Raw genomic sequence first — 14,760 nt, 5'->3', positions numbered from 1 at the left:
CTTGTGCAATGTTTTGCCATCGCATGTGCAAAGTTTTGCCAAAGGGAATGCAAACCTTTGCCACCATAATGGCAAAGGTTTTTTATGCCGATAAAACGATTCTTCAATAATAAGAAGCCTATTCCCTTCTATCGGATTTTTTATTATATTTGTTCTGTATAACAAAAATCACTATTGAAACCACTACATGTATGATCAGGATATTTTTACCTACACTATTCATAATCATTTCCGTATTAATTACGCATGCCGAAAAGACAAACTATTTGTATTCTTTTAATTCGGATTTGAATGAAGGTATTTCCCAGCTTTCCGTCATGGATATATACCAGGATTCGAAAGGGTATTTGTGGTTTGCCACCAAGAACGGGCTGAACCGGTTTAATGGAAAGGAATATATGATTTATCGCCGGGAAGACGGAAATGAACAAAGTTTGTCCGGCAATTCCATATCTTCGATTACGGAAGACCGGGAAGGTTTTCTTTGGGTGGGTACTAATAAGGGATTGAACCGGATAGATTTGAATACTGATCAGATTAAAAGATATACTTCGACAACTGACGGATTGACTCAGGGAGGTATCACAAAAGTATATACCGATGCTGCCGGTGATCTCTGGGTTGAGATCAGAGGAAGTTTAAACCGTTATAATAGAGAAGAAGATCGTTTTGAACAAATCCTGTTGAACGATGAATTTAAAGGAGCTACTCTATCCACTATCTTTGAAGACAGCTCGGGCAGGTATTGGATTGGAACGAGGGAAAAAGGTATTTATTTGTGTGACCATAACATGAATGTAATCAGCCATTTTACCCGTGAGTCGAAAAATATGTCATTGAATAATAATGATATCACCTGTATATATGAAGACGTATATAAGCAAATATGGATCGGTAGCAAGTACGGATTAAATAAGATCGATTTACTTAATAATGATGTTCTTTCGTTTACAAGTGAGAATAGCGGGTTGAGTAATAATTCCGTTCGGTGCCTGATAGAATGGCAAGGAAAACTGTTGGTAGGAACTTTCGACGGAATATTCTCTGTTGAACCCAAGTCCGGACAGATAGTAAAAGTGTCCGGTTATGATGATGTTAACCATTCGTTGAGCCATTATTCCGTCTATGCTTTTTATGTGGACCGCGATCATACGTTATGGGTCGGCACATTTGCAGGTGGTATCAATTATCTGAATAAATACACCAATCGTTTTGTGCTTCACAGGCCTGAAGATGAATTGAATATTCGTACCGGTATTTATGGGGCGATAACCTATGAGTTTCCTTCGGATTTATGGATTGCCACAGAAGGATACGGGCTCTTGAATTATAATAACCAGACGGGAAAGTCACGATATTACCTGATAGATCCTTCGGCTAATTTTGCTTTTAATACGAATATCATCAAATCTGTTTTGTATGAAGACGGATATATATGGTGCGGAACCACTAAAGGGGAGATCTATAAGTTTAATATCAAGACGAAGAAGTTTACTCTTTATCATCAATACCCAGTGGAATATTCCATCTACTCCATTATGCGGGACCATAAAGGGTATTTGTGGGTAGGAGGAGCATCGACAGAATTCGGCCTGACTTGTTTTGTGAACGATCAACTGGTAACGACTTTTACCAATAATCAGGATGAACCTTTTTATCTATCGAATGTCCGTTGCATTCTGGAAGAGGAAGATGGCATTTTATTGTTAGGCAGTACGGCGGATGGTCTACTCCGTTTCGATACGAATAAGAAGCAATTGATGAAATACTCCAACGAAGCATCGGTGGAAAGTTTCCGTATTCCCAATAATTATGTATCAGCTATTATCCGCACAAAATCGGGTGAAATATGGGTATCTACTTATGGCGGTGGTATTTTTAAGTTTGACAAAACAAACCATATCCAACGGATCATGACCACTAAACAGGGGTTGTTGGATAATAACATCTGTACCTTGGTAGAGAGTAGCGACCAAAAACTTTGGATGAGTACCGTAAACGGATTAATCATGTTTAATCCTGCGGATGGGGAAGTCAGAAATTACCATCGTCATAACGGAATTGATATCCGGGAGTTTACATTACATAGTGGAATTGCTTTGCCGGATGGTAATCTGTGTTTTGCCGGAAGCAATGGCTTTGTTACTTTCCAGGTGGCAGCAATGGATAAGAATGAAAACATTCCGTCTGTGGTGCTGGAACAACTTTCCGTCAATAACCAGCCGATAGCTGTGGGAGATGAGTCGGATATTCTGGATAAGGTACTGGATAGTATGGATACGATCCGTTTACATTATAACGAGAATAACTTTTCAATCACCTACCAGGCATTGAACTATATTTATTCTACTCAAAATCAATATGCTTATAAACTGGAAGGATATGATAACGATTGGAATTATGTAGGAGGGCGTCATTCTGCATTTTATACCAATCTGAGTCCGGGTAAATATGTCTTTCATGTGAAAGGTTCTAATAATGACGGAGTATGGAATGAACAGGGACGCTCGTTGACTATTATCGTTCAACCTCCTTTATGGAGAACCTGGTATGCCTACTTGTTTTATGTGATCGCATTGGTAGCCATTGGTTATGCTATCCTTCGTTATGTAAGTATCAAGCGTAACCTGGAAGCTGGTTTGAGAATGAAGCAGTTGGAGAAACAAAAACAGGAAGAGTTTCATGATGCCAAGATTCGTTTGTTCACGAACTTCTCCCACGAATTGCGTACCCCTTTGATGTTGATTATCACTCCGTTTGAAGAGCTGGTCAAGCGGGTAGATATTCCGATGGAACTGCATCAGAAGCTTTCTATTATCTACAAGAATGCCCAGAAACTTTTACTTTTGGTGAACCAGTTGATGGATTTACATAAGAATCAGGCGGGAAGCCTTGAGTTGAAGGTCAGCGAAGGGGATGTTTGCGAATATATAAAAGAGATTTATTATGCTTTCAACCAGATTGCTTTGACCAATGAGGTTGCTTTCTCGTTGAACTGTACTCCTAAAACAATCCGGGCCTGGTTCGATAAGTCTCTTTTGGAGAAAGTTGTATTCAACCTTTTATCGAATGCGTTCAAATATACTCCGTCCGGTGAGTCCGTCACGATGGAAGTTACGGAGACCTCATTGAGCGGATTGGATCCGAAACGTACCGATGGCCTGTATAAGGAGGAAAATGCGAACTATCTGGTATTGAAAGTGAAAGATTCCGGGAAAGGTATCGAAGAAGGGGAGGTGGATAAGATATTTACACCTTTTTATCAGATCCCGGAAACATCCGGGATTAACCTGTCCGGTACGGGAATAGGCTTGAGCCTTGTATATACGATTGTACAGCTTCATCATGGGATTATCTATGTGGACAATACTGGGCAGAAAGGGGCTTGCTTTGTAGTCATCCTTCCGATTTCCCGTTCGGCTTTCGCAGAAGATCAGATTGAAAACGTAGAGTTTGATAAAATATCGGAAGTAACGAATATGGAAGATATATCCGTATCGCTCCCGGCTATAGAAAAGCAGGAAGGGCCGAAATATAAAATCTTATTGGTTGAAGACGATAAGGATGTGCGTAGTTATCTGAAGAATAGTCTGGAAACCGAATATACCGTTATAGAAGCGGTAGACGGAGTGAGAGCTTATGAAAAGGTGATCCAGGACTTCCCCGATCTTGTCCTCAGTGATATCATGATGCCGAAGCGTGACGGGCTGGAACTTTGTACCATGATTAAAAACGACATACGGGTAGGGCATATCCCGGTGATCCTGATGACGGCACGTTCCATGGTGGTACATATAAAGGAAGGATTCCAGGCCGGAGCAGACGATTATATCGTCAAACCATTCAATATGGATGTGTTACAAACGCGTATCCGCAGTCTCCTGGCTTCCAGGGAGCAGTTGAAAAAACTGTATGGGAAACGTTTCTCACCGGAAGTGATGGGGATTGAAGTCAAATCGGCAGATGAACGTTTCTCCCAGAAACTGTTTGACGTGATTGAACGGAATATCTCCAACGAAAAGCTGGATGTCGAATTATTATGTACGGAGATTGGTATCAGCCGGGCAAACTTATACCGCAAACTGAAGTCCATCACCGAACTTTCTCCGATGGAACTAATCCGCAACAAACGTTTGGAGATGGCTGCGAAATTATTAAAAGATTCGGAAATGAATGTTTCCGAAATTGCAGTCCATCTGGGATTTAATAGTCATTCTTACTTCTCGAACTCCTTTAAGGCATTTTACGGTTATACCCCGACTGAGTTTGTACAGATAAAAGATCATTCGGAATAGAGTAACTGATAAATTTGTATCACATTCCTGTCACTTTTGTATCAATCTATTCATATAGAATAATTTAATACTAAATTGGAAACCTATTTTCTTTTGTGAAAAAGGGAATACTTTTCTTTGTGAAATTGAATTTGTTGAAATTTTGAGTCTAATTAAATCCATGATTGAATGAAAAAAGAAATCAAAAGGACCACACAATCGCTCTGGCGATTACTATTATTAATGGTGGTGTTTAATTCGAGCCTAAGTTTGTTTGCGCAAACACAGACTATTTCCGGAGTCGTTTTAGATGAGTTTGGCGACCCGATGATTGGGGTGTCGGTACTGGTAAAAGGAACAACCACAGGGATCATAACAGATGTAGACGGGAACTTTGTCGTTTCGGCTAAAATCGGGGATATTCTTTTGGTTAAGTATCTAGGGTACAAAGACCACGAAGTGAAAGTGATGAGTAATGCACGCCTGAAAATCAGTCTTCAGGAAGATACTCAGAATCTGGATGAAATTGTTGTTGTTGGTTACGGAACGCAGAAGAAAGTGAATCTGACCGGTGCCGTATCTGCTGTGACCGGTGAAGAAATAGCGAAACGTCCGGTTGCCAATACATCGACGATGTTGCAGGGGCAGATGCCGGGTTTACGTATCACTTCCGACAGAGGACAACCAGGTAATGAAAACGTTCAGATTCGTGTACGTGGACAGGGTACCTATTCAAGTGCCGGTTCCAACCCATTAATCCTGATTAATGGAGTCGAGGGAGACTTGGCCTCCCTTGATCCGAATATTATTGAAAGTGTTTCTGTTTTGAAGGATGCTGCTTCTGCTTCTATTTATGGATCGCGTGCAGCAAATGGTGTAATCTTGATTACTACAAAAAATGGTTCGGAAACAAAAGACCGCGTTTCTATCCGTTATAACGGAAACTTTGCGATTCACAATCCGACAAGCCTGTTGGATGTAATTTGGGATTCTCCTACGTACATGAAGTATTTCAACATGGCGAAAGATAACTCCGGTGCTCCGGCAACTGATCGTTATTCACAGGAAATGATTGCTAATTATACCAATCCGTCCGATCCGAACAAATACCCGAGTTTCGATTGGGTTGATTATATGTTCAGTGCGGCTTTTGTTCAACAACACAATCTGAATATTTCCGGAACTACGGGTAAAACTTCTTATAACGCTGCTTTAAGTATGATTAATCAGCCGGGAACAATGAAAGGTCAGGAATTTAAACGTTATAATGCTACGTTGGATTTGACTTCACAGGTGAACGACTGGGTACGCTTCGGTATGTATTTTACTGGTAGCCGCAGCAATCGCCAGGAAACCCGTCAGGGGGATACGGATGCTTATCTGTCGACAATTTCGCAGGCTCCGACTTATATGCCCTGGTTGCCGGATGATGGAACAGGTATCAGACGTTATACATCAAAGGCTTTTACTTTTGAAAGTAACAACAAGAATATGCCGGCTATCGTTGAAACAGAAAACTTCAAGAATTATATTAATACGGATGTGAACGTACAGGCTTGGCTGGAAGTAAATCCGGTTAAGGGCTTAAGTTGGTATACCAAAGGGGCTATGCGTTATAAGCAACAACATGTAAAAGACTGGGGAGCACTTCCGACACCGGTTTATTTCTATCATGATGGTGTTCAGAATGGTACTTTAAATACGAATGGTACGGGTTTGACCAGTACGATGGATAATAGTTCTTACTATAATTTATATACTTATTTGAAATATGACTGGGTAGCCCCTAATAAGGAACATGATTTTTCTGTAATGGCTGGTTACAACTTGGAATATTATAAATTGGATAACCTAAAAGGTTATCGCCAAAATTTCGATTTCCCGTTACATGAATTGAATGCCGGAAGCTCTTCCGTTCAGACAAACGAAGGTAAATCGGAAGAGTGGGGTATCATGTCTGCTTTCTTCCGTGCTAATTATGCGTATAAGCAGCGTTACTTATTGGAAGTGAATGCCCGTTATGACGGTTCTTCACGTATCTCACCCGATTCCCGCTGGGGTATATTCCCTTCTTTCTCTGTGGGATGGCGTATAACTGAAGAAGAATGGATGAAGAGTCTGGATTGGACCTGGCTGAATAGCTTGAAGATTCGTGGTTCATGGGGTATACTGGGTAACCAGAATATCGGATTGTATTCTTATTATGCTTTGGTTACGACCGGTAAAGATTACAGTTTTGACAATTCAAATCTGCAATCAGGAGTGGCACAGACTGCTATCAGTAACCGCGATTTGAAATGGGAATCGACTTCTTTGGGTGATTTTGGGATCGATATCACGGCTTTCAATGGCTTTAATATCACATTTGACTGGTATAGAAAGAGAGCATACGATATTCTTCGTGGAGCACAAGGTAATTCTTTGTTAGGATTAACTCCTCCGAATGTAAATCAGGGTGAGATGGTAAACAAAGGTATTGAAGTAACGTTGGCCTATAATGGATATATTCGGGAAGGCATTTTTAAAGGTATGAGCTATAATGCAGGTGTATTCTTCGATCGCACAAGAAATGAGCTGACGAAATATGGTGCCGATTTTATCGATTCTTCCAAAGGTTTGATCTATAAAGAAGGATTACCTTATGAATCGTTTTACGGATATAAAGCAATCGGTATTTTCAAGGACGAAGCAGATGTTTCCGGCTCTCCTAAACAGTTTAATGACAAAACGTTGCCGGGTGATATTAAATATGCCGATATCAGCGGCCCCAATGGAGTTCCGGACGGAATTATTGATGAGAATGACCGTATGGTGCTCGATGGTCGTACTCCGGATTTCGAATATACAGTGAATCTGGGTGCCAACTGGAAAGGTTTCGACCTGTCATTGATGGGACAAGGTGTACAAGGTGTAAAGCATTATGCTACTGCGTGGGGATTGCGTCCATTCTATCAAGGAACACCTATCTCGCAGGATTATATAGACAATATGTGGACAGAAGAGCATACCGATGCTAAATATCCGCGTTTATATTTTGCTGATATGGGAGGAACAAAGAACCAGCGTGAAAGTACTTACTGGTTACATAACGCATCTTATTTCCGTTTGAAGAACCTGACATTCGGTTATACGTTGCCGAAAGCGCTGACCAGCAAGGCAAAGATTGAACGTTTGCGTTTCTATTTCTCTGGTGATAATCTGTTGACATTTAGTAAATTTCCACAAGGGGGTGACCCGGAACGTAATTATAGTTCGACCAAAGGTACCCGTTTGGTATTTTATCCTCAGAACCGTATAATCTCATTTGGTGTAAACCTTGAATTTTAATTAAAAATAAGTAGTTATGAAAATAAATAAACTATCATATATATCCTTGTTGGTTGCCGGTATGATGACTGTATCTTCTTGCTCAGATATTCTGGATACACCTCCGACGACCTCTCCGTCAGAAGCTATTTTCTGGCAATCCAAGTCTGATTTCAACTCTGCACTGGCGGGTTGTTACGAAATTATGCAGGCAAAAACTTTATCTCATGGGATGATTGTTTTCGACTGCCTGACGGATAATGCTTACGGAAGTTCCGGTTCTAGCTATGTCTATCAGTCGTATCTGATACAGGCTGATAACCTGGACCCGTCGATGGGTGGTTTTGTTCCTGATCTTTATAAAGAAGCTTATGCTGCCATAACCCGTTTGAATATATTTCTTTATCAGTTGAATAACTATCAGGGAGGGGATATGAGCAGTGTGCGTAATCAGTATGAAGGTGAGGCTTTATTCCTTCGTTCCTATTGTTATTATCTGCTTTATTTGTGTTACGGTGAGGTTCCGTATCCAACAGTTCCGCTGGATATAACAACTCAGAACATGCCGAAAGAAACGCTTGATAATGTCTATAAGAATCTGACATCCGATTTACAGACGGCTATCGATAAGATGGATGATAAGACTTTCAAAGGTGCCGGTGGTCATGCTACCAAAGGTGCTGCAAAGGCATTGAAAGCCCGCGTATTAATGTACCATGCTTATGGTGATGGTGGAAAGATCGCTAATCGTGATGAAGTGCAGGAAGCTTATAATCTATTGAATGAAATCAAAGGATATTCATTGGCTGAACGTTATGCCGATAACTTTACTTATGATGCACAGGAAGGTTGTCCGGAGATCGTTTTCTCTATAAAGTTCCTGGCCCCGAATGATTATAACAATTTCGATCACATATACGGAAACTATTCTCCGGCTCGTCCCGTTGACAATCTGATTAAAGAGTATGAAGATGGAGATAATCGTCTGGGACAGATCGTTGCTTTTGATGATAAATATCAATGGCCGGGTGGTGAAGTTGTATCATTGACCAGAAGTGATTTGAAGAAGGCAATGATAAAATGGCTGACTCCTATGTTGAAAGATGGTGAAATGTGGCAGGCTAGTACCCGTAGTGAGCAGGACTGGGTGTTCTTGCGTTGGGGTGAACTTTTGCTGTTGAAGGCTGAAGCTGCTAATGAACTGGGCATTTCCGGTGCTGCTGAAATGGTAAATCAGATTCGCAAGCGTGCGGGATTAGCTGATTTGGCGGCAAATCTGACTCAGGACCAGTTGCGTGAAAAGATTCGTCACGAACGCCGTGTGGAAACTCCGTTCGAGTTAATCCGTTATTATGATATGAAACGTTGGAGGATCATGGATAAACTAAATGGTCTTGAACTCGATCCGTTATTGGCCGGACATGTAACAGCCTGGTCGAAAGCACATGAGTATTTACCGTTGCCACAGGATCAGGTTGATTTCTCTAATGGAGTTTTGATACAGAATCCGAACTATTAATCGTTCGTCAATAATTTAAGTATGGGTGAGGAGCCTCGCCTCTGTTGGCGGGGCTTCTTCTTACGTCTTTAGTCAGTTTGAAATACAGAGATAGATATTTATGGATAAGAAACTAATTATTTTATCAGCTTGTCTGGCTTTTTCGCTTTCTGCTTTTTCTCAGAAGCAGAAGAAACAGGCACCTCTTTCCTGGTCGGAAAAGATTGCCGTAGCAAAGCAGAATGCTTATGAGCAAATGAGGAATAACTGTCTGCCGGTAGTATCCAAAGTCATAAAGGCGAAAAATGCAGCCGAGAAATTCACAGCCGATGTTACCGGGCTGGATGAAATGGTACTTTATTCCTGGGGAACAGTCGACGGTACTGCCGACGACCAGGCCGTATGGGCAAATGCACGGTTGATAGCTGCCGACGGTTCATCTGTCTGGCTGAATGACCTGAAAGATACATTTAAGGATACCGGTACAGGGCGTCTGGTCTTTAATGCCAATGCTAAAGATGTTCCGGTTGTTATGAAAGGAAAAATGTATGATCGGACGATCATGGCAAATGCGAATGCACAGATTGTCGTTCCTTTAGATAAAAAATATGTCCGTTTTGAAGCTGAGATCGGACTGGAAAACCGTTCCTCGGCGGGAACAGTTGTTTTCCGCTTGCAGGGGATAACGGGAAAAGAGTTGTCCGAAGATATTATTGCCGGTTTTCCGGCTGAAGCGACACAGTTTCTTCCGTTTGCCGGAAGTGACATGAAAGCGTTGGTTACGACTTACAATGCCGATATAGAAAAACATATAGCCCAATCCGTTGTCGACCTGTTGACGGATAAAAGATATTTTACAACCTGTATTACTGCTGCCGGCCAGGAAAAAGAGCTGGACAGACAGGTGGTCGTTTACCTGGATATAGCACAGGATGCTATGAAGGTATACGAATTGCAGGAGTCTCTGAGTTGGCTGAATTTGCGGGCCATCGAAGAGGCATTTAATGATATGAAACGTAACAAATCGTTTGACCAGGCTGTTAACCAATCCCGACTTTCCACATTAAAGGGATTGGTCAATAAAGGTTTTTCCGGTATATATTCAAACGATGAAACTACTATAAAAGAAGCTAAACATGCCTTACAGTTGAAACATGATATATTGTTGGCAAACCCAGAACTGGATATCGACAAATTGATCGTCGGTCGTTATCATATAGGAACTAACGCCCGTCAGATCAATCCTCGTGCTCTGGGAACGCAGAACAACAACTGGTCGAACCAGACTTCTGCCGCCCGTAGCGGATTTGATGCGGAGATTGTGGTATTATCGAACCTGCGTGGCGATATTCAGTCGCGTACTATTTTTAAACCGGATAACGGATCATCCCTGCCTGACCTGAAACTACATTGGAATGCAGATCGTGTTATGTTCTCCATGGTCGATACCGACAAGCGCTGGCAAGTTTTTGAAGTTGGGTTGGATGGGAAAGGTTTGAAGAAACTGGTCGAATCGCCGGAGAAAGATCTGGAGTTTTTTGATGCTACTTGGCTACCTTCCGGAAAAATCATTGCGATATCCAATATCGGTTATAATGGTGTCCCGTGTGTAAACGGTAACGACGAAGTCGGTAATATGTGTTTGTATGATCCGAAAGACGGCTCATTGCGTCGCCTGACATTCGATCAGGACGCCAACTGGTCGCCTGTACTGATGAATAACGGGAAGGTGATGTATACCCGCTGGGAATATACTGATCTGACGCATTATTTCTCCCGTTTCGTGATGCATATGAATCCGGACGGAACGGAACAGAAGGCACTTTACGGTAGTGGTTCTTATTTCCCGAACAGTACATTTGATGCAAAACCGCTTCCTGGACAGGCATCAGGTTTTATAGGTATTATCTCCGGCCATCATGGTGTTACCCGTTCCGGTCGTCTGATCCTGTTTGACCCGTCTAAAGGACGTAAGGCTGAACAGGGAATGGTGCAGGAGTTGCCTTTCCGCGATCGTAAGATAGAACCGGTCGTAAAAGACCGCTTAGTGGATGATGTATGGCCACAGTTTATCAAGCCTTATCCATTGAACGATAAATATTACCTGGTAGCGGCCAAGTTGAATCCGAATGCGCTGTGGGGAATCTATCTGGTAGATGTATTCGATAACCTGACGTTGATTGCAGAATACGAAGGCGAAGGACTGATCCATCCGATTCCGGTCAGAACGACACCAGTACCTCCTGTTATCCCTGATCGTACGAAACCGGATACGAAGGAAGCGACTGTCTTTATTCAGGATATCTATGAAGGGGAAGGATTGAAAGGCGTACCGCGTGGTACGGTGAAAGCCTTCCGTGTGCTTTCTTACGAATATGCTTACAACAAAACACCATCCGATCATTGGGCACAGGGTGTACAGAGTGGCTGGGATATCAAACGCCTATTGGGTACTGTTCCGGTGGAAGAAGATGGTTCCGCCTTGTTCACCATACCTGCAAACATGCCGATCTCACTTCAGCCGCTCGATTCGTGCGGACGTGCCGTACAATGGATGAGAAGCTGGCTGACCGGTATGCCGGGTGAAACCGTTTCCTGTATCGGTTGTCACGAAGATCAGAACCAGATACCTATCCCGAAACGTGTGGTTGCATCGACAATCAAACCGCATGCGATCACCCTGCCGGAGGGAGGACAACGTCCGTTTACCTTCGAATTGGAAGTTCAACCGGTTTTGGATCGTGCTTGCATCGCCTGTCATAATGGCTCCAACAAACTGGCCGACTTTACCGGTGGCCGTATCGATGAATTTTCCGGATTTGGCAAAAGCTATCTGAACCTGCATCCTTATGTTCATCGTCAGGGGCCGGAAGCAGAAATAGAAGTCTTGAATCCGTATGAGTATCATGCATCTGCCAGTGATTTGATCAGGATATTGAGAACCGGACATCATGGAATAGAATTAACAGATAAGGAGTGGAAAACCCTTTATAACTGGATTGATTTTAATGCTCCCTATCATAGTAAGTTCAAAGCGAATCTTTTTAAAGGGGTAGAACAGATCAGTCGCCGTACGGAGCTGATGGAAAAATATGCCCGTTCAGGTGTAGATTGGCAGGCAGAGATACGTGATTATGCCGATTACCTGGGTAAACAGCCGAAACCCTCTCCCGTAAAACCGGAACGTCAGGAATATAAGGATAAAGAAGCGAAAGTAAAAGGCTGGCCATTTAATGCTGATGCAGCCAAGAGCATGTTGGCAAAAGACAAGGAGACAAAGAAAAGTATCGAACTGGCTTCGGGTATTGTCATGAACTTTGTCCGTATCCCGGCCGGTACGTTTGTAATGGGAAGCAACCGGATACATTCCGATTATTCGCCGGCCAACAAGCAGGAAGTAAAGAAAGCTTTCTGGATGGCAGAGATTGAAGTGAGTAATGAACAGTTCCGTACCGTTTTCCCGGATCATAACAGCCGCTTCATCAATCAGCTTTGGAAAGACCATGTACATGAGGGATATCCGGCAAACAATCCGGAACAACCGGCTATCCGTGTCAGTTGGGAAGAAGCCGTGGATTTCTGTAAGAAGTTGAGTGCAAAAACCGGATTGAAGGTAACCTTACCGACGGAGGTACAATGGGAATGGGCTTGCCGGGCCGGTAGTAGCAGTGACTTCTGGTATGGTGCATTAGATACTGATTTTGCTGCGTATGAAAATATGGCGGATAAGCAATTGAATAAATTAGCCGTAAGGGGAGTTGATCCCCAGCCGATGAGTTCAACTGATCCCTGGTATAAATATTATACTTTTCAACCGAAAGATAATAGGGTGGATGACGGTAATATGTTGATGGTGAAAGGTGGCGATTATCAGGCTAACCCCTGGGGGCTATACGATATGCAGGGGAATATTGCCGAATGGACCCGTTCCGATTATTTGCCTTATCCATACAACGAAAAAGAACAAGGACGAGGAACGGAAAAAGTAGTTCGTGGCGGTTCATGGATAGATCATCCGAAAACGGCAACAGCTTATTTCCGTAAATCTTATCTGCCCTGGCAGAAAGTACATAATGTAGGTTTCCGTGTGATTATTGAAGATTAAGATTATAGTGAGCGCTTTTAAACAATTTATAGTAGGATTGGTGGCTGGAGTAGCAGTTGTTTGTTGTCATGCACAAACGAAACTGCCTCCGGCCTGGCAATCCGGTTTGATAAAGATCAGTGATGAGGGTAGGTTGACTTATATACCCGATAAGGAGGGAAACACTATACCCGATTTCAGTAGAGTTGGATATCATCATGGCAATAAAAGTATTCCCTGTTATCCGGTTGTAAAAGAAGTATACCCGGTTAAGAATGGAGATAGCCGTGTAGTTATACAGCAAGCTATCGACGAGGTATCCTGTAGGAAGCCGGATGAGAACGGGCATCGGGGTACGATCCTTCTAAAGCGGGGCGTTTACCGGATAGCCGACTCTATAGTAATCAATAACAGTGGTATAATCCTTATGGGAGAAGGGGGGAATGTCAATGAAACCCGTTTGATCGCTACCGGTAAAAAACGACGTTCACTTATTCAGGTGAGAGGTTCCGGCTCTATGCAGGAAATGCAGGGAACAAGAATGAAGATAACAGACGATTTTGTACCTACCGGTACCCATTCGTTCCATATATCATCAGCAGATAGTTTCCGGGTTGGCGACCGTATAATAGTTTATCGTCCCGGCACTCAGGAGTGGATACATGCTATCAGGATGGATCAGATCGTGGAACGGAAAGGAACCCGCCAATGGACTCCGCAGGAATATAATTTGGCTTTTGAACGGGAGATTACCGGAATAGAAGGAAATAATATCTTTATCGACAATCCTGTCGTTATGCAGATGGATAAGAAGTTTGGAGGAGGCGAGGTCTATAAATATACTTTCGATGGGCGTATCAGTGAAGTCGGAATATCCGATATGTGTATAGAATCTGAGTTTGAAGATTACGAAGATCTTAAACATGGTTGGATTGCCGTCGAGCTGGATAAGGTAGAGAATTGCTGGGTAAAAAATATTACGGCCCGTTATTTTGCGTACTCGGCTGTCAGTTGCGAACGTTTTGCAAAAAATGTTTCTGTTATCGATTGTCGTTGCCTGGAACCGAAATCACTGATCACGGGAGGATATCGCTATTCCTTCAATAATTGGGGGCAGCAAAATCTCTTTATGAATTGTCAGGCGACAGAAGGCCGTCATGACTATGTCACCGGTGCGCAGGTTTGCGGGCCGAATGTTTTTTATAATTGCACGGCTTCGCAAACATTTGCCGACATTGGTCCGCATCACCGTTGGTCGATAGGCACATTGTATGATAATATCATTACTGATGGAGAAATAAATGTGCAGGACCGGGGACAAATGGGGAGTGGGCATGGCTGGGCCGGCGTCACACAGGTATTATGGAATTGCCGGGTGAAACGTGCTGCGGTACAGAATCCGTGGACTTCTGGAAAGAATTATTGTATCGGACTGAAAGGAGAGAAGTATTCCGGCCATTTTACGGATCGTCCCGAAGGTATGTGGGAAGGACAGAATGAGATCAATATCTTTCCCCGTTCTTTGTATGTTGCGCAGTTGATGGCACGCCAAAAGGAAAAAGATTTGTGCTTTTTAATCAAATAGGTAGTTAATAACG

At 42.7% G+C, this 14,760-nt stretch carries 5 protein-coding genes; all 5 read left to right on the top strand.

Translation table 11 applies throughout. The features are described 5' to 3' along the window. Positions 1–191: 191 nt before the first annotated feature. Positions 192–4,295 carry a hybrid sensor histidine kinase/response regulator transcription factor gene (locus BQ7394_RS15495; RefSeq protein ID WP_075558256.1) on the top strand — a complete coding sequence of 1,368 codons (4,104 nt, stop codon included), beginning with the start codon at positions 192–194 and terminating at the stop codon, positions 4,293–4,295. A 168-nt stretch (positions 4,296–4,463) separates the two neighbouring features. Beyond that, the gene (locus BQ7394_RS15490; RefSeq protein WP_075558255.1) at positions 4,464–7,601 is read left to right on the top strand and encodes a SusC/RagA family TonB-linked outer membrane protein; all 3,138 of its coding nucleotides are present in this window, start codon (positions 4,464–4,466) and stop codon (positions 7,599–7,601) included. 16 nt (positions 7,602–7,617) lie between these two features. Continuing rightward, on the top strand, positions 7,618–9,099 hold the full coding sequence (locus BQ7394_RS15485) for a RagB/SusD family nutrient uptake outer membrane protein (RefSeq protein WP_235848757.1): 1,482 nt from the start codon (positions 7,618–7,620) through the stop codon (positions 9,097–9,099). A gap of 100 nt (positions 9,100–9,199) precedes the next feature. Next, positions 9,200–13,183 (top strand): SUMF1/EgtB/PvdO family nonheme iron enzyme, encoded by a 3,984-nt coding sequence (locus BQ7394_RS15480; RefSeq protein ID WP_075558254.1) that lies wholly within the window; start codon positions 9,200–9,202, stop codon positions 13,181–13,183. A gap of 7 nt (positions 13,184–13,190) precedes the next feature. Next, positions 13,191–14,747, top strand: coding sequence for a hypothetical protein (locus BQ7394_RS15475; protein ID WP_087880635.1), 1,557 nt, complete (start codon positions 13,191–13,193; stop codon positions 14,745–14,747). Positions 14,748–14,760: the final 13 nt, after the last annotated feature.

Origin of the sequence: Parabacteroides timonensis, from assembly GCF_900128505.1 — a bacterium.
In the GTDB taxonomy this organism is placed as follows: Bacteria; Bacteroidota; Bacteroidia; order Bacteroidales; family Tannerellaceae; genus Parabacteroides; species Parabacteroides timonensis.
This window is presented reverse-complemented; position numbering and strand designations above follow the sequence as displayed.